The 17,308-nt window shown below is 64.8% G+C and carries 13 protein-coding genes, 1 tRNA gene and 2 rRNA genes; 10 read left to right on the plus strand and 6 right to left on the minus strand.

Annotated elements, in window-relative coordinates; translation table 11 throughout:
- Positions 1 to 87 precede the first annotated feature (87 nt).
- The 4 genes from ACX9MO_RS10485 to ACX9MO_RS10500 all read left to right on the plus strand — a co-directional run bounded on the left by ACX9MO_RS10485 (position 88) and on the right by ACX9MO_RS10500 (position 4,631).
- Positions 88 to 163 (plus strand) — tRNA-Ala (locus tag ACX9MO_RS10485).
- Between the two features lie 500 nt (positions 164 to 663).
- A 23S ribosomal RNA gene (locus tag ACX9MO_RS10490) occupies positions 664 to 3,528 on the plus strand.
- A gap of 110 nt (positions 3,529 to 3,638) precedes the next feature.
- Positions 3,639 to 3,753, plus strand: a 5S ribosomal RNA gene (rrf, locus tag ACX9MO_RS10495).
- 362 nt (positions 3,754 to 4,115) lie between these two features.
- Positions 4,116 to 4,631, plus strand: coding sequence for an acyloxyacyl hydrolase (locus tag ACX9MO_RS10500; RefSeq protein WP_462211801.1), 516 nt, complete (start codon positions 4,116 to 4,118; stop codon positions 4,629 to 4,631).
- Positions 4,632 to 4,634: 3 nt separating this feature from the next.
- Here the strand turns inward: ACX9MO_RS10500 and ACX9MO_RS10505 are convergent, their stop codons facing one another.
- Entirely contained in the window at positions 4,635 to 5,246 is a 612-nt protein-coding gene (locus tag ACX9MO_RS10505) for a TetR/AcrR family transcriptional regulator (RefSeq protein WP_222495422.1), read from the minus strand.
- Positions 5,247 to 5,376: 130 nt separating this feature from the next.
- On the opposite strand from ACX9MO_RS10505, the gene mbfA reads away from it, so the two are divergent.
- The 4 genes from mbfA (at position 5,377) to ACX9MO_RS10525 (ending at position 8,924) form a co-directional block, all read left to right on the plus strand.
- Positions 5,377 to 6,351: an iron exporter MbfA gene (gene mbfA / locus ACX9MO_RS10510; RefSeq protein WP_222495423.1), complete on the plus strand. Its 975-nt coding sequence runs from the start codon at positions 5,377 to 5,379 to the stop codon at positions 6,349 to 6,351.
- Between the two features lie 179 nt (positions 6,352 to 6,530).
- Positions 6,531 to 7,361: an S-formylglutathione hydrolase gene (gene fghA / locus ACX9MO_RS10515; RefSeq protein WP_462211802.1), complete on the plus strand. Its 831-nt coding sequence runs from the start codon at positions 6,531 to 6,533 to the stop codon at positions 7,359 to 7,361.
- A gap of 16 nt (positions 7,362 to 7,377) precedes the next feature.
- Positions 7,378 to 7,830: a YaiI/YqxD family protein gene (locus ACX9MO_RS10520; RefSeq protein ID WP_222495425.1), complete on the plus strand. Its 453-nt coding sequence runs from the start codon at positions 7,378 to 7,380 to the stop codon at positions 7,828 to 7,830.
- Between the two features lie 143 nt (positions 7,831 to 7,973).
- Positions 7,974 to 8,924: an alpha/beta fold hydrolase gene (locus ACX9MO_RS10525; RefSeq protein ID WP_462211803.1), complete on the plus strand. Its 951-nt coding sequence runs from the start codon at positions 7,974 to 7,976 to the stop codon at positions 8,922 to 8,924.
- A 105-nt stretch (positions 8,925 to 9,029) separates the two neighbouring features.
- On the opposite strand, the gene ACX9MO_RS10530 is transcribed toward ACX9MO_RS10525, so the two are convergent.
- Positions 9,030 to 10,265, minus strand: coding sequence for an MFS transporter (locus ACX9MO_RS10530; protein ID WP_462211804.1), 1,236 nt, complete (start codon positions 10,263 to 10,265; stop codon positions 9,030 to 9,032).
- A 146-nt stretch (positions 10,266 to 10,411) separates the two neighbouring features.
- Between ACX9MO_RS10530 and zapE the strand changes: the two genes are divergently transcribed.
- Positions 10,412 to 11,482, plus strand: coding sequence for a cell division protein ZapE (gene zapE, locus ACX9MO_RS10535; RefSeq protein ID WP_462211805.1), 1,071 nt, complete (start codon positions 10,412 to 10,414; stop codon positions 11,480 to 11,482).
- A gap of 311 nt (positions 11,483 to 11,793) precedes the next feature.
- Here zapE and ACX9MO_RS10540 read toward each other — a convergent pair whose 3' ends face one another.
- Genes ACX9MO_RS10540 through ACX9MO_RS10555 form a run of 4 tightly spaced genes read right to left on the minus strand, consistent with a single transcriptional unit; the run spans position 11,794 to position 15,915 of the window.
- Positions 11,794 to 13,032 (minus strand): bifunctional folylpolyglutamate synthase/dihydrofolate synthase, encoded by a 1,239-nt coding sequence (locus ACX9MO_RS10540; RefSeq protein ID WP_462211806.1) that lies wholly within the window; start codon positions 13,030 to 13,032, stop codon positions 11,794 to 11,796.
- Between the two features lie 44 nt (positions 13,033 to 13,076).
- Entirely contained in the window at positions 13,077 to 14,087 is a 1,011-nt protein-coding gene (gene accD / locus ACX9MO_RS10545) for an acetyl-CoA carboxylase, carboxyltransferase subunit beta (protein ID WP_462211807.1), read from the minus strand.
- A 60-nt stretch (positions 14,088 to 14,147) separates the two neighbouring features.
- Positions 14,148 to 15,041: a lysostaphin resistance A-like protein gene (locus tag ACX9MO_RS10550; RefSeq protein WP_462211808.1), complete on the minus strand. Its 894-nt coding sequence runs from the start codon at positions 15,039 to 15,041 to the stop codon at positions 14,148 to 14,150.
- A 4-nt stretch (positions 15,042 to 15,045) separates the two neighbouring features.
- On the minus strand, positions 15,046 to 15,915 hold the full coding sequence (locus tag ACX9MO_RS10555; protein ID WP_462211809.1) for a lysostaphin resistance A-like protein: 870 nt from the start codon (positions 15,913 to 15,915) through the stop codon (positions 15,046 to 15,048).
- Between the two features lie 400 nt (positions 15,916 to 16,315).
- Between ACX9MO_RS10555 and ACX9MO_RS10560 the strand changes: the two genes are divergently transcribed.
- Positions 16,316 to 17,146 (plus strand): hypothetical protein, encoded by an 831-nt coding sequence (locus tag ACX9MO_RS10560; protein WP_462211810.1) that lies wholly within the window; start codon positions 16,316 to 16,318, stop codon positions 17,144 to 17,146.
- Positions 17,147 to 17,308: the final 162 nt, after the last annotated feature.

Raw genomic sequence — 17,308 nt, forward strand, 5'->3', positions numbered from 1 at the left:
GCAGATTTGGAGGCGGAGGCGACAGTGCATTCGACGCAGTCGAATGTCACGAGAGCCCTCTGGTTAGATTTGCCACGGCAAATACTTGGGGCCTTAGCTCAGCTGGGAGAGCGCCTGATTTGCATTCAGGAGGTCAGGAGTTCGATCCTCCTAGGCTCCACCAACCTGCCTTCGCGAAGCGAAGGTCGGGAAACACCCCTCCCCAAGCGCAGTGCAGTGCATTCGACACCGTCGAATGTCACGAGAGCGCCGCGCAGTATGCACCCCTCGCCTGAACCCGATTTGACCGTCAAGCCGTGAGTGCACGGCTTTACCGTCCAATCGGACACAGCAACTTCTTCGGAAGTTTGACATCGTATAGAGAGATATCAATCAACGTTACTCGTTGCCGCAAGTAGGCGGACCAACGCGTTGAGGCGCCCTCGGCAAGCATCCCGACTGTCTAGCCGGCAGTCCAGGTGTTCACCTCTTCGAAAAGAAGTAACCGTTGTCCAAGTCAAGTACACTAACCAGGCAAATGTCGCCCTCGGGTGGCAGTTTGCCAATGTCTGGACGTCAGTCCAGGCGGGAAAATGTATGACTTCTGATCAGAACAGAGATGCTGCGGACGAACCAGCCCGCATCTGCATCGCGCCGGACGTCAGTCTGGCTTCTTCTGGATCAGATCAAGCGCGAGAAGGGCGTTTGGTGGATGCCTTGGCAGTAAGAGGCGATGAAGGACGTGATACTCTGCGATAAGTCATGGGGAGCTGAGAATAGGCTTTGATCCATGAATCTCCGAATGGGGCAACCCACCTGACAGTTTGATATTGTTGGCTTCGGCCATTCAATATCTTGCTGAAACAGGTACTTATTACCTGAACACATAGGGTTTTAAGAGCAAACCCGGGGAACTGAAACATCTAAGTACCCGGAGGAAAGGAAATCAATTGATACTCCCTCAGTAGCGGCGAGCGAACGGGGACCAGCCGAGCCTTGAGAGTGACTGGAACATGTTGGGAAGCATGGCCATAGCGGGTGACAGCCCCGTACAGGAAGCTCGATGGGACGTATTAAGTAGGGCGGGACACGTGAAATCCTGTCTGAAGATCGGGGGACCACCCTCGAAGGCTAAGTACTCCTTACTGACCGATAGCGAACCAGTACCGTGAGGGAAAGGTGAAAAGCACCCCGACGAGGGGAGTGAAACAGTACCTGAAACCGGACGCCTACAATCAGTCGGAGGCTCCTCGAGAGCTGACGGCGTACCTTTTGTATAATGGGTCATCGACTTGGTCTCACGTGCAAGCTTAAGCCGATAGGTGTAGGCGCAGCGAAAGCGAGTCTTAATAGGGCGTCGAGTTCGTGGGATCAGACCCGAAACCGAGTGATCTAGGCATGACCAGGATGAAGGTAAGGTAACACTTACTGGAGGTCCGAACCCACACCTGTTGAAAAAGGTCGGGATGAGTTGTGCCTAGGGTGAAAGGCCAATCAAACTCGGAGATAGCTGGTTCTCCGCGAAATCTATTTAGGTAGAGCGTCATCCGAATACCCCGGGGGGTAGAGCACTGGATGGGTAATGGGGCCCCACAGGCTTACTGATCCTAACCAAACTCCGAATACCCGGGAGTACTAGATGGCAGACACACTGCGGGTGCTAACGCCCGTAGTGGAGAGGGAAACAACCCTGACCTCCAGCTAAGGCCCCCAATTCATGGCTAAGTGGGAAAGCAGGTGGGACGACCAAAACAACCAGGAGGTTGGCTTAGAAGCAGCCATCCTTTAAAGATAGCGTAACAGCTCACTGGTCTAAATAAGTTGTCCTGCGGCGAAGATGTAACGGGGCTCAAGCCATGAGCCGAAGCTGAGGATGCACATAGTGCATGGTAGCGGAGCGTAGTGTGACATAGCACTCGTCCTCTTCTGCCGCTGAAGTACGAAGGCGCAAGACATTGCGCTCAAGTAGCGAAGCGGTAGCGCAGGATAGAGTGCTTTCGATGAAGCCGGGCTGTAAGGCATCCGGTGGAGAGATCACTAGCGAGAATGATGACATGAGTAGCGACAAAGAGTGTGAGAGACACTCTCGCCGAAAGTCCAAGGGTTCCTGCTTAAAGCTAATCTGAGCAGGGTAAGCCGACCCCTAAGGCGAGGCCGAAAGGCGTAGTCGATGGGAACCAGGTTAATATTCCTGGGCCATGTGATGGTGACGGATTGCGAAGGTTGTTCCTCCTTATCGGATTGGAGGGGCCGCTTAGCAGTTCCTGGAAATAGCCTCACTATGAGATCGTACCCTAAACCGACACAGGTGGACTGGTAGAGAATACCAAGGCGCTTGAGAGAACGATGTTGAAGGAACTCGGCAAAATACTCCCGTAAGTTCGCGAGAAGGGAGCCCGGTTTCCAGGCAACTGGAGGCTGGGGGCACAAACCAGGGGGTGGCGACTGTTTACTAAAAACACAGGGCTCTGCGAAGTCGCAAGACGACGTATAGGGTCTGACGCCTGCCCGGTGCCGGAAGGTTAAAAGGAGGGGTGCAAGCTCCGAATTGAAGCCCCGGTAAACGGCGGCCGTAACTATAACGGTCCTAAGGTAGCGAAATTCCTTGTCGGGTAAGTTCCGACCTGCACGAATGGCGTAACGACTTCCCCGCTGTCTCCAACATCGACTCAGCGAAATTGAATTGCCTGTCAAGATGCAGGCTTCCCGCGGTTAGACGGAAAGACCCCGTGCACCTTTACTACAGCTTCACACTGGCATCAGGCCAAGCATGTGCAGGATAGGTGGTAGGCTTCGAAGCAGGGACGCCAGTCCCCGTGGAGCCTCCCTTGAGATACCACCCTTGCTTTGCTTGATGTCTAACCGCGATCCCTTATCGGGTTCCGGGACCCTGTGTGGCGGGTAGTTTGACTGGGGCGGTCGCCTCCTAAAGCGTAACGGAGGCGCGCGAAGGTTGGCTCAGAGCGGTCGGAAATCGCTCGTTGAGTGCAATGGCAGAAGCCAGCCTGACTGCAAGACTGACAAGTCGAGCAGAGTCGAAAGACGGCCATAGTGATCCGGTGGTCCCAAGTGGGAGGGCCATCGCTCAACGGATAAAAGGTACGCCGGGGATAACAGGCTGATACTGCCCAAGAGTCCATATCGACGGCAGTGTTTGGCACCTCGATGTCGGCTCATCTCATCCTGGGGCTGGAGCAGGTCCCAAGGGTACGGCTGTTCGCCGTTTAAAGAGGTACGTGAGCTGGGTTTAGAACGTCGTGAGACAGTTCGGTCCCTATCTGCCGTGGGTGTAGGATACTTGAGAGGAGTTGCCCCTAGTACGAGAGGACCGGGGTGAACGGACCACTGGTGGACCTGTTGTCGTGCCAACGGCAGTGCAGGGTAGCTATGTCCGGACAGGATAACCGCTGAAGGCATCTAAGCGGGAAGCCCCCCTCAAAACAAGGTATCCCTGAGGGCCGTGGTAGACCACCACGTCGATAGGCCGGAGATGTAAGTGCAGTAATGCATTCAGTTGACCGGTACTAATGGCCCGATAGGCTTGATTTGATCCAGTAGAAACCAGACTTGCTACTCAAAAAAAGAGAAGCAAAGCACTACTGACAAATCAGAAGCATACACAAATAAATACTGACTTGGACAACAGGCTCTTTCCTCGGTCTGGTGGTCATAGCACAAGCGAAACACCCGATCCCATCCCGAACTCGGCCGTTAAGCGCTGTCGCGTCAATGGTACTGCGTCTCAAGACGTGGGAGAGTAGATCGCCGCCAGACCTAGTAAAGAGCCACATATCTCTCAATACGTATGACAAAATACACAAAACGCCCGACGCCACAAAGCGTCGGGCGTTTTGCATGCGAGAACACGATAAAAAAACTAGCGTCGGAAGCCACCGGATATCGCCCCGCCCAACCCTGGGAACCGTGCAGCTCTAACAGCGCGCAGGGACGCTCGAGGGGGCGCGCCGGTAGGGGACGGAGATGCAAGGACCCAGGCGTGGCGCCTTCCCTGAAGGGGCGTTGCGGGGCCGATCGAAGGCGCCTCGACCCCTCTCGGAAACACCACGCTTGCCGAATGGACTGATGACAATCCCGCCCTGCCGGGATACCCCGGTCTGCAAGCGACGGAGGTTCAGATGGACGGAACACTGGCAGTACTCTTTCTCGTGGCGGGTCTTACCGACATGGGGTTCAACCATTGCGGTGACGCGGGCTGCTTTGCCCGCAGCGGCGAGCAGGCCCGTCTCGGCCTCTCCTTCGGGGACGTGCAGTACCAGGAGAACTCGATCGATAACGAGTTCTACGTGAAGTACGACTTCCCGGTGGCCTATGGCCCGTTTCAGCCGATCGTCGGCGCCTCGATGACGATGGATGGCGATGCCTGGGTCGGGATCGGCGCGGCCTGGACGAAGAACTTCTTCGCCGATCGCGCCTATCTGCGGCTCTCGCTGATGCCCGGCCTCTACGCGCAGGGCGACGGGCCCGATCTGGGCCATGCGATCGAGTTCCGCTCCGGCGTCGAACTGGGCTACGAGGCGCGCAACGGGGTGCGCTACGGTGTCTCCTACGACCACCGCTCCAACGCGGATATCGAGGAGTGGAACCCAGGCATGGAAACCATCCAGTTCGGCGTGTCTTTCCCGCTCAATTGATCCTCAGGCGCCGTAGCGCGCCATGAAGGTCTCGACCGCCTCCCGCGCCGTGCGGGTGGCGAGATCCGGCGATACCGCGTCGTCGATCCCGAAAAGCCGGCGCATGAAGACCCCTGTCTTGCAAAGTTGGGCGAATTGCTCCGCCGCGAAGTCGCAATCCTCGATCACCAGATCGCCGCGCGACACCGCCCGCTGCAGGTAGGCGCCGAGGCGCGCCCGCGCGGTGAGCGGGCCGGATTCGTAGAAGTCGCGTGCCAGCTCGGGGAAGCGTTCCGACTCGCTGACACAGACCCGGAAGACCGCGACCGACAGGTCGGAGGTGAAGAAACGCACCATGCGCTGCGCCGCGAAATCGAGCACCTCGCGCACCGGCATGTCCTCGTGGACCAGACCTTCGGCATCCTCGGCCATCCGCAGGCATTCGGCCTTGGCCACCTGCAGGAAGAGCAACCGCTTGTCCGGGAAATAGCTGTAGAGCGTCGCCTTGCTGACACCGGCTTCGCGCGCGATATCGTCGACGCTGGCCCGGTCGAACCCGTCCGCCATGAAGATCTGGCGGGCGCCCTCGATCACCTGATCGTACTTGCGCCCCTTCCGCACCGCGGTTTCGGTCATTCCCGTCTCACTCTTGTATTCCCCGGACCGAGTATAAACTGTCCCGTTCAGTTCGGGCAAGCGACGGGATGTCCTCTTGCGGGTGCCGGTCAGGGGCGTAGGGTCCGCTCAGACGCGCAAGGAGACAGCCATGGCCCTCTTCCGCCCCAGACGGCATTTCAACGATCTCAGCGAACAGGAAGTTCTCGCCCTGGCCATTTCCTCGGAAGAGGATGATGGCCGCATCTATCGCACCTATGCCGAACGGCTGCGGGCGGAATATCCCGATACGGCGGCGATGTTCGACGGCATGGCCGACGAGGAGGACGTGCACCGCCGGCGCCTGATCGCGCGCCACGAAGAGCGCTTCGGCAAGGTCATCCCGCTGATCCGGCGGGAACACGTGGCAGGCTATTATGCCCGACGCCCGGTCTGGCTGGTGGAGAACCTCGGGATCGAGCGCATCCGCGCCGAGGCCGAGGCGATGGAGCAGGACGCCGAGCGCTTCTATCATGCCGCGGCCAAGCGCAGCACGGACACGGAAACCCGCAAGCTCCTCGGCGATCTCGCCGCGGCGGAGGCAGGCCACCGCGAAACGGCGCATCACCTCGAGGCCGAGCATCTCGACGCAGACAGCCGGGAGGCGGAGAAGGCCACGGCCCATCGCCAGTTCGTGCTGACATGGGTGCAGCCGGGCCTCGCGGGGCTGATGGACGGCTCGGTCTCCACGCTGGCGCCGATCTTCGCCGCGGCCTTCGCGACCCAGAACACCTGGGAAACCTTCCTCGTCGGCCTCGCCGCCTCGATCGGGGCGGGCATCTCCATGGGCTTTACCGAGGCCGCCTCGGACGACGGGCAACTGTCGGGCCGGGGGTCGCCCTTCAAGCGCGGCATCGCCTCCGGCGTGATGACCGCGCTTGGCGGTCTTGGCCATGCGCTGCCCTACCTGATCCCGGATTTCTGGACCGCGACGATCACCGCCTTCGTCGTCGTGTTCTTCGAGCTTTGGGCGATTGCCTGGATCCAGAACCGCTACATGGACACGCCCTTCTTCCGCGCCGCCTTCCAGGTCGTGCTCGGCGGGGCGCTCGTCTTCGCGGCCGGTGTCCTCATCGGCTCCGGCTGATCATCCACTGTTCCCAAATATCCTCCGGGGGAGGGGCCGCAGGCCCCGGGGGGCAGACAGCCCCCCACACCACCCCGGGACGCCCGCCCTTCCACCCCGGCAGGACACGACCCGCTTGACCCGGCCCCCCGCCCCGGGTCATGGCTTGCGCAACCACGCCCACGCGAAAGGACCTGCCCATGGAAACCCTCTCCGAGAACCGCTGCTTCGGTGGCCTTCAGGGCGTCTATCGCCATGCCTCCTCCTCCTGCGCCTGCGACATGACCTTCGGGCTCTTCCTGCCGGAAGAAGCCGCCGACGGCCCCGTGCCGCTGCTCTGGTTCCTCTCGGGGCTGACCTGCACCCACGAGAACGCCATGGTGAAGGCCGGCGCACAGGCCTGGGCCGCGCAGCAGGGCATCGCGCTGGTCTTCCCCGACACCTCGCCCCGCGGCGAGGGCGTGGCCGATGACGAGGCCTATGACCTCGGCAAGGGTGCGGGCTTCTACGTGAACGCGACCGAGGAACCCTGGGCTCCGCACTTCCGGATGTGGGATTACGTGGCCGACGAACTGCCCGAACTGCTGTTCGAGACCTTCGCCCTCGACGCCGAACGCCAGTCCATCACCGGCCACTCCATGGGCGGGCACGGCGCGCTGACGCTGGCCATGTCCCTGCCGGGCCGCTTCCGCTCCGTCTCGGCCTTCGCGCCGATCTGCAACCCCGTGAAATCCGACTGGGGCAAGAAGCAGCTCTCCGCCTACCTCGGCGAGGATCGCGCGGCCTGGGAGCCCCATGACGCCTCGCTGCTGATGGCCGAAACCGGCTTCGACGGGCCGATGCTGGTGGACACCGGCACCTCGGACCAGTTCATTGACCTGCTGCGCCCGGAAACCCTGATGCAGGCCGCCGCGGCGCGTCGCCAGCAGGGCGAGTTCCGGCTCCAGAAGGGCTATGACCACTCGTATTTCTTCATCTCGACCTTCATGGAGTCCCACGTGGACTTCCACGCCGAAGCGCTCTGGTCCTGAGGCAGGGCGCGGGCCGATGACGAAGCTCTACATTGACGCCGATGCCTGCCCGGTGAAAGCCGAGGCAGAGCGGGTCGCCACGCGCCACAAGGTGCCGATGCTGGTGGTCTCGAACGGCGGGCTGCGCCCGTCGCCGAACCCGCTGGTCGAGACGGTGATCGTGGCCGCCGGTCCCGACGAGGCCGACATGTGGATCGCCGAGCGGGCGGGGCCGGGCGACGTGGTCGTGACCGGGGACATCCCGCTTGCCTCGCGCTGCATCGAGGGCGGCGCCCGCGTCCTGCGCCACAATGGGGAGGCCTTCACCCCGGCGAACATCGGCCAGCAACTCGCCATGCGCGACCTGATGGCCGACCTGCGCGCGGCGGACCCGTTCCGGCAGGGCGGGGGCAAGGGCTTTACAAAGGCCGACCGCTCCCGTTTTCTGGACGCGCTGGAGCGCGAACTGCGCGCCGCGATGAAATCCTGAGGCGGTCCGCCGCCCGATCCCTCCCAAGCCGGAAACGAGGCCTCCATGCGTGTCGTCGTCCCTTGCGATCCCGGGACCGTCCCGATCCTGTGCCCGTCCGCCGGCGGGGCGTCCCCTGCCCGTGACCCATCGAGGGAGGCGGCATGACGCTGGCCCTGATCCTTCTTCTCCTCGCCCTGCTTCTGGCGTTGCTGCTCTATCTTCCCATCGCGCTCGATCGCCGGCGCAAGCCGATGGATGCGACCGCGCGGCGGGATGCGCCGGGGGATTTCGTGCGGCTCTCGCAGGGCGTCACCCATTTCCAGTGGGTCATGCCCGAGGCGAACCCCACCAAGGCCCCTGTCGCGGTGCTGGTGCATGGCTTCTCGACCCCGCTCAGCACATGGGACCACCTCGCGCCGGAACTGGCGCGGATGGGCTACCGGGTGCTGATGTACGATCTCTACGGGCGCGGCTATTCCGACCGGGTTGATGGACCCGAGGGGCGGGACTTCTTCCTGACCCAGCTCAACGACCTGTTGAACGATCAGGGCATCACGCGGCCTTTCACGCTGGTGGGCTATTCCATGGGCGGGGCCATTGCCGCGGCCTTTGCCGCCCGCTGGCCCGAGCGTCTGGATCAGCTGGTCCTGCTGGCACCCGCCGGCATGGGGGCCTTCCCGCAGGGGATGCTGAAACGGTCGCGTGATTCCCATCTGCCATCGGACTGGCTGATGCTCGCGCTTTACCCCGGTGTCCACAAGGGCGCGGCCAAGGCACTCAAGCTGATGGACGGGACCTGCGCCCATGCGGCGCAGGATCACCGGGATCAGCTGAACTACGCAGGCTACATGCAATCCCTGCTGGCCAGCCTGCGCGGCATTCTGCGGGACGAGATGCGCCCTGAGCACAACCAGCTGCAACGCACCAACCTGCCGGTGCTCGCCGTCTGGGGCGGATCGGATATCGTGATTCCGCTGGAATGCATGGGCACGCTGGCGCATTGGAACCGCTCGGTCGTGCATGTGGAGGTGCCCGGCGCCAGCCACTGGCTGCCGCTGACCCACGCCAGCGAGGTGGCGCAGGCCATCCGGGACTTCGACGAGGCCCTCTGAGGGGCGCCCCGGCGCGGCCCTCACACGTCCGCCTCAGGGATCGCGGGGCGCGGGCCCCACGACTCCGGCCCGAAAGCTCAGGCCCGAAAGCTCAGGCCAGAGGCCTCAGGCCGCGACCGGCACTCGGTTTTCCTTCACCGGCAGGTGGACGACGGCCGACAGCGCCCCGACCGCAACGCCGATCCACCACACCAGCGTGTAGTCGCCATAGACGTCATACATCTTGCCGCCCAGCCAGACGCCCATGAAGCCGCCGAGCTGGTGGCTGAAGAAGACGATCCCATAGAGCGTGCCCATGTAGCGCAGCCCGTAGATATGCGCGATCAGGCCAGAGGTCAGCGGCACGGTCGCCAGCCAGAGCGCCCCCATGAGCGCCGAGAAGATCAGCACCGAGGTCGGGGTGATCGGCATCAGGATGAAGGCCGCCGCCACGATGGTGCGCAGGGTGTAGATCCCCGCCAGCAGGTACTTCTTGGGCAGCGTCTTGCCGAGGTATCCCGCCAGCAGCGTCCCCATGATGTTGAAGAGCCCGATGAAGGAGATCGCGATCGCCCCCAGCGCCGAGGTCGAGGTGATCCCGATGGCGGACAGCAGGCTCCCGTCGAGGATCGGCCCGCACATCTCGGTCACCATGGCGGGGAAATGCGCGGTGATGAAGGCCAGCTGGTAGCCGCAGGAGAAGAAGCCGATGAAGATCAGCGAGAACGAGGGATCGCGGAAGGCGCGCCGCAGGATCTGGCCCATGGTCTCCTCCAGCTCCCCGCGCGAGACCGGCTTGGGGCTGCGCATCATCGGCAGCACCGCGAGCGTTGCGAGGATCACAACGGCGAAGACGAGGAAGACCTGCTGCCAGGGCATCATCCCCAGCAGCCATTCCGCCGTGGGCGCGCCGAAGACCTGTCCCGCGCTGCCCGCTGCCGTGGCAATCGCCAACGACATGGAGCGGTTCTCGTCCGAGGCGGCGCGGCCGACCACGGCGAGGATCACGCCGAAGCCCGTGCCCGCGACGCCGAAGCCCACGAGGATTTCCAGCATCTGGTGCGCCTCGGGCGTGACCGCCATGGAGGAGAGCACGAGCCCCGCCGCGTAGAGGATCGCACCGGCCACGATGGCCGCCCGGTCGCCCAGCTTCTCGGCGAAGGCGCCGAAGAGCGGCTGCCCGATGCCCCAGGCGAGGTTCTGGATCGCGATGGCGAGGGAGAATTCGGACCGGAGCCAGCCGAATTCCTCGGCAATCGGGATCTGGAACACGCCGAAGGATGCGCGGATCGCGAAGCTGAGGACAATGATGACGCAGCCGGCGATGAGCACCGGCGTGAAAAGGGGGGCTTTGCTGTCCATATTCTCCTCCGTTCGCGCCGGCACATGTTGCTCAAAGCGCAGGGCGGGTCAATTCAGCCTTTGGAATGGTCAGGATCACGGACGTTTCTGTCCGCGTCGGCGCGGGGTCTCTTTCCATGCCCCGAGGCCCGCGCTATGTCGGGCGCATGAGCAATGTGTCTGACCTCTATCGTGCCCGCGTCGCGCGGGGCGAGATCAAGCCGGACCCCGCGCAGGAAGCTGTCCTGCCGGAGTTCGACCGCATCGACAACGCCCTGAACCAGCCGGTGAAACGCGGCTTCTTCGGGCGCAGGAAGGCCCTCGACGCGCCCAAGGGGCTCTACCTCTGGGGCGGGGTCGGACGCGGCAAGTCGATGCTGATGGACCTCTTCGTGGAAAGCCTCTCGGTGCCCGTGCGCCGGGTTCATTTCCACGCCTTCATGCAGGAAATCCACGCCGGCATGACCGCCGCACGCGCGGCCAAGGTCGAGGACGCGCTGGCCCCCGTGGCCGAGAAGGTGGCCGCCGACCTGCGCGTACTGGCCTTCGACGAGATGCAGATCACCGACATCACCGATGCGATGATCGTGGGCCGCCTGTTCGAGATGCTCTTCGATCGTGGCATCGTGGTGGTGACCACGTCGAACCGCGTGCCCGACGACCTCTACAAGGATGGGCTGAACCGCCAGCTGTTCCTGCCCTTCATCGAGGAGATCAAGTCCCGCATGGTCGTGCATGAGCTGGAAAGCCCGCGCGACTACCGTCAGCACCGGCTGGCCGGCGGGCAGGTCTATTTCGCGCCCGCCAATGCGGAGGCGCGCGGACAGCTGAACGCGATCTGGGACGATCTGACCGGCGGTGCCGCGGGCGAACCTCTGGTGCTGACGGTGCAGAAGCGCCCGGTGGAGATCCCGCGCTTCGCCAATGGCGTCGGCCGGGCCCGGTTCTACGATTTCTGCGGCAAGATGCTGGGCGCGGCGGATTACCTCGCCATTGCCGAGACCTGCAAGGTGCTGATCCTCGAGGACATCCCGCGCCTTGGCCGGTCTAACTTCAACGAGGCGAAGCGGTTCGTCACGCTGATCGACGCGCTCTATGAGGCCAATGTGCGCTTCATCTGCTCTGCCGCGGATGAGCCCGAGTCGCTCTATATCGAGGGCGAGGGGGTTTTCGAGTTCGAACGGACCGCCAGCCGCCTGCGCGAGATGCAGGACAAGGACTGGGGCGCGGAAGAGTGACCTGAAGGCCACGGCAGCGACTGGATACAAAAATGGGGACCGTTGGCCGGTCCCCTTTATTTTGTGCCCGTTCTGTCCTTGCCCGCAACGCCTGTTCCAGTCTCCTGCCGGGCGCTGCCGTGCCGGGCGGGAGTTGCAGAAAAGACGAGATGCCTGAGGTATTAGGGCAACAATAGGCGAATCATCGCGAATCGGTCAAGGCGGCGTGATTCGCTTTCTGGGCATTTGCTCCGGATCGGAGGAATTTCCCCTTGGGTCGGCCAGAAGCGTGACCCTGAGGGCACGGTTTCCATGGGCAGCTTAAACCGGCTTTAACCGTTCTCCCGCAGGATCCGCCCCGCAAGGTAAAGCGAGCCGCAGATCAGCACCCGCGCCTCGGGCGCTTCGGCGGCGATCCGGGCAAGGGCACCGGCCACGTCCGCGTCCGCGTGGGCGGTCATGCCGACACTGCGGGCCACCTCGGCCGTGGTCTCGGCGGGCAGGGTTGCAGCCTCGCCGGGGATCGACACCGCGTCGAGGGAAACGGCGTGGGGCGCCAGCGGCCGCAGGAAGCCCGCGATGTCCTTGGTGTTGAGCATGCCGCAGATCAGGTAGGTCGGCCGGGCAGGCAGGCTGGCCAGATGCGAGGCAAGCGCGTCACCGGCCGCAGGGTTGTGCCCGCCGTCGAGCCAGAGCTCGATCCCCGGGGCGCTCTCCACCAGCGGGCCGCTGCGCAGGCGCTGCATCCGGGCGGGCCAGAAGGCCGTGGTCACCGCTGCCTCGCAGGCCGCCTCATCAAAGCCGAGGTGGCGCAGTCCGGCGATGGCCATGCCCGCGTTGCCGATCTGGTGCGCGCCGGGCAGGTTCGGCAGCGGCAGGTCCAGCAGGCCGTTCTCGTCCTGATAGATCAGCCGGCCGCGCTCTTCCCAGGCCGTCCAGTGCTGGCCATGCACCAGCAACGGCGCGCCGAGACGCGCGGCGCGGGCCTCGATCACTTCCAGCACCTCGTCGGGTTGGGGGCCGACCACGCAGGGCACGCCCCGCTTGAGGATGCCGGCCTTCTCGCCCGCGATCTCGGCCAGCGTGTCGCCAAGGAACTGCTGGTGGTCGAGGGAGATCGGCGTGATGACGGTCAGGGCAGGGGCCTCGATCACGTTGGTCGCGTCCAGACGTCCGCCAAGGCCCACTTCGAGCAGCGTGTACTCCGCCGGCGTGCGGGCAAAGGCCAGCAGCGCGGCGCAGGTCGTGATCTCGAAGTAGGTGATCGTCTCGCCGTCATTGGCGCGGTAGCATTCGTCCAGCAGCGCGGTCAGCGCCTCTTCGGAGATCAGCTCACCGGCCAGACGGATGCGTTCGTGGAACCGTGCGAGATGCGGCGAGGTATAGGCGTGGACCCGCTTGCCCGCGCCCTCCAGCCCGGCCCGGAGCATCGCCTGGGTCGAGCCCTTCCCGTTGGTGCCCGCGAGGTGGATCACCGGCGGCAGCTTGTCCTGCGGATCGTCGAGCGCATGGAGCAGCCGCCAGACCCGGTCCAGCGTCAGGTCGATGATCTTGGGGTGCAGGGCCATCATCCGGTCAAGGATGACATCCGACCCCTGCACAGACCCCGCGGCTGTCACTTGGATTTGCCCTTGGCCGGTTTCTCGGCTTTTTTCTCCGGCTCGGGCTTCTCGACCTTGGCGGTTTCCGGGGCCACGGGCGTGACCGGGGCCGCTTCGGACGCGGGCGCTGCGGTCTCGCTCTCGTCCGGTGCGGGCAGGTCGCCCTTCACCGCGGGCGGCTCTTTCAGCAGCATCCGGGTGATGGTGATCAACTCGTCGCGCATGTCGAGGCGGCTGGTCACGCGGTCCAGCATCCCGTGGTCCAAGAGGTACTCGGACCGCTGGAAGCCCTCGGGCAGTTTCTCGCGGATGGTCTGTTCGATGACGCGCGGGCCGGCAAAGCAGATCAGGGCGTTGGGCTCTGCGATGTGGACATCGCCCAGCATGGCATAGCTGGCCGTGACGCCGCCCGTGGTCGGGTCGGTCAGCACGACGATATAGGGCAGGTCGGCCTCTTTCAGCATCTGGATCGCGACCGTGGTGCGCGGCATCTGCATGAGCGAGAGGATGCCTTCCTGCATCCGCGCGCCACCGGCGGCGGAGAAGAGCACGAAGGGCCGTTTCAGCTTCACCGCGCGTTCGACACCCGCGATGATGGCGTTGCCGACGTACATCCCCATGGAGCCGCCCATGAAGCTGAAGTCCTGCGCGGCGGCGACGATGGGCGTGCGCCCGATCTCGCCCTCGGCCACCAGCATGGCCTCATGCTCGCCGGTTTTCTTCTGCGCGGCCTTCATGCGGTCCGGGTAGCGCTTCTGGTCGCGGAACTGCAGCGGGTCCGCGATGGGATCGGGGACCTTCACCTCGGAGAAGATGCCGCCATCGAAGAGCGCCTTGAAACGTTCGCGCGGGCTGATCGGCATGTGATGGCCGCAGGAGGTGCAGACGTTCAGGTTGTCCGACAGTTCGCGGTGGAACAGCATGGTGCCACAGCTGTCGCACTTGGACCACAGGTTCTCGGGAACCTCGCGCCGGGAAAAGATCGAGTTGATCCGCGGCCGCACGTAGTTGGTGATCCAGTTCATGCTTCTGGCCCTCTGCTGTTCGCTCTGCCCCCAGATAAGCGGCGGCACGGGGAATTGCAATCAACGCCTCAGAGCAAGGCGCGCCGCCAGCCAGCACAGGCCGACGATCCCCAGTTCGATGACCAGCGAGATCGAGATGATGGGCCCGGCGAGGCTCTCCTCGGGCACCCAGGCGGGCAGCAGCACGTAGGCGAGGCCGGAATCGGGGGCGCCTTGTTCGCCGAAGAAGAGGAAGGAATAGGCGTTGTTCGCGAGGTGGAAGCCGATCGCCGCCCCCAGCGAGCCGGTGCGCGCCGTGAGGTCCGAGGCCGCGACGCCGAAGGCGAAGGCCCAGATCACGTACTGCGCGGCATCGGTGGGGTCGATCCCGTTCTCGTAATGGGCGAGGGCGAAGACGGCATTGGGCAGCAGAAGCCACGCCGCGGGATGGGCGAAGCGCGCGGCGATCTGTTGTTGCAGCAGCCCGCGGTAGAACAGCTCCTCCGAGCCGGTCTGCACCAGCAGCGCCGCCAGTCCGAGGGGCAGGGCGGCGAGCCAGCCCGGCAAGGCGCGGAACTCGGTCTCGGGCTCGAAACCGTACCACGGCGGCAGAAGCTCCACCGCGAGAAAGACGAGCCCCGCGGCGAGGAAGACGCGCAACAGGTCCCGCGCGGCGGTGTGCATCGGGCCGATCAGGCTGCCGAAGCCGCGCTGATAGAGCCCGCGTGTCACGAGGACGACAGCCCCGCCCATGATCGAGAAGCTGGTGAGTTGCAGGCTCAGCGCCACCGGGGTGCTGCCGTCCCACATTGCCAGCGCCGCCCCGGGGGCGATCTGCATCAGCCCGTAGTCGAGCGCGGTGATCCCGAGGGTGAAGAGGAATTCCACCGCGAGGAAGGCGACGACGATCTTGATCAGCGCCGTGTCGTGACGGGCCGGCGCGATGTAGCCCTCGTGCGGAGTGTAGCCGGACATGCGCTCAGCGCCGCCGGATCGCGAGGCGCGCCGCACCCCAGAGCACCACGAGCGAGGCAAGCTCGATCGGGATCTGGATGCGCAGGGCGGGATCGCCGGCCGAGATCGGCAGCGTGTAGAGCGAGAGGCCCGACATCGGCCCCTCCAGCGACAGGACCGTCAGGGCCGAGACGTTGTTGAGGAAATGCAGCGCCACTGCCGGGCCGAGCGAGCCGTCGCGCGCCGTCAGGTCCGCCGCGATCAGGCCGAAAAGCGTGGGCGAGGCGATGAGCAGCAGCATGTTCGCGCCGCCCTCGTTCGGGTTCAGGTGCAACAGGCCGAAGATCAGCGCCGGCACCACCATCCACACGAGGGGGGAAGAGAACCGCGCGGCCAGCTGACCCTGCATGTAGCCGCGAAACATGAGCTCCTCGGCGAGGATCTGGACGAAGACCCCGCCGAGCGCCAGCGGCATCAGCCGCAGCCAGCGGTCGAGCGGAAGGTTGGGCTCGGGCTCCAGCCCGCCGGGCAGGGGGATCAGCGCCAGCGGGATACCGATGATCACGGCGGCGAGGAAGGTGCGTCCGAAGCCCCGCAGGAACCTGTCACGCGGGCCCAGCAGGCCCCAGGGGCTGCGCCGGTGCAGCACGGGCACCACGATGCTGATCGCCAGCAGCAGGCAAAGGAAGGACCACAGCAGCAGCGTCAGCCCGGTGGGTGTCCGCCCCTCGCCGTCGAACATCATCGGCAGGCCCCAGTGGGACTGCGCGAAGAACCAGCCCGTCATGAACGCCATGTAGAGCCCGCCGATCAGCAGGGTGCCCAGAATCACCCGCCACAGGGCCGGGCGGCGTTGCGCGGGGGCGGAGAGGACGTCTTGGGCGGCATAGGACATGTCGCGCACCCTAGCGATGCCCCCGGGGCCCCGCAATCGCGCACGTGCGGGCCTGCGGGGGGCTAAGGTGGGGGCTGGGCGGCCCTCAGCCGGCCTGCGGGCTTGTACGGGGGTGGGGGCTCCTCTATCCCCTTGGCAACTTTCCGGCCTCTTGGCATCTTTTCGGCGGGGGCTTCCCCTGCAAAGGAGACCCCGATGACCCTGTCCCACCGCCCGCCGCACCCCGGTTCCGCTCCGCTTGCGGCGATAGGGAGCGGTGCTCTCCGGGGGCTGAGCGGGGGCGGTGCCCTCTGTGCCGGGGAACCCGAAGGGGGCCGAACGGCGTTGTTTGCCCATGTGCTGCGGGATGATCCATCGCGCAGACGTGATCTGAACTCTTCCGGAAGCGAGGCGCTGCGCCATGTCTGACTGGACCCGAACCCTGACCCGCGGCGCTGCCGCCGCCCTGAAACCTGGCCTCCTGCTGGGCGCCGTCGCGGCGTTGTCCGGCTGTCTCGAGGCGCCGCAGCAGGGCGGCAGCCAGGTCGGATTCCTGTCCTCCTCCGAGACCCGCCCGCGCGAGGTACTGCAGGAGGCCGGCATGGCCAGCGGCGTGGTCCAGGTCTCGCCGCCGGTCGGCTATTGCATCGACGCCCGCAGCCTGCGTGCCACCCGCAACGGGGGCTTTGCCCTGCTCGCCTCCTGCCGGGTGCTGAGCGCGGGCCAGCAGGGGCAATCCGTCGCGCCGGTCATCATGACCGTGTCGGTCCTGCCGCGGTCCGCAGGGGCCGAGATGCCCACCACCGCGGACCTCGCCGCCAGCTTCGCCCCGGCCAAGCCGCTCTGGACGGGCGAGACCACGGGCGTGCATGTGGTGCAACTGGCCGCCGGGGGCGATCAGATGGTGCCCAACGCCGATCCGCGGCACTGGCGCGCCATGATGCTGATGAACGATCACCTCGTGGGGCTCGCGCTCTACGGGCCCGTGGACAGCGACGTGGTGATCTCCGGTGGGCGGGACCTGCTGATCGACCTGGCCGCGGGCATCCGCAACGCCAGCCCCACCCCCGAGACCATCGCGCGCCACACGGACACGCCGGAGGAGGCGGCCGAGATCGAAAGCTCGGAAACCCGCGCGGCGATTTCGGACGCGCTGCCCGACACGATCCCCGATGCGGAGGCCGCCCCCGGCGCAGGGCAGGCGGCATCCGTCAGCGCGGGCGGTCAGGCGAAGCGCCGCGGACGGACCTGATTGCCGGCTCCAAATAACGGTCTCAAATCGCGGGCCTCAATTCCGGGCTCAAAGCTTTGACCGCAATCCTTGATTTGTCCCGTTAACCAAATTCGGGTTATGATTCCGCGGTCCCTTCCGGGACGCGCCCGCAGACGGCGCACTGCCGGGGGCATCAGGGGC

This window comes from Pseudooceanicola profundus, assembly GCF_054919315.1.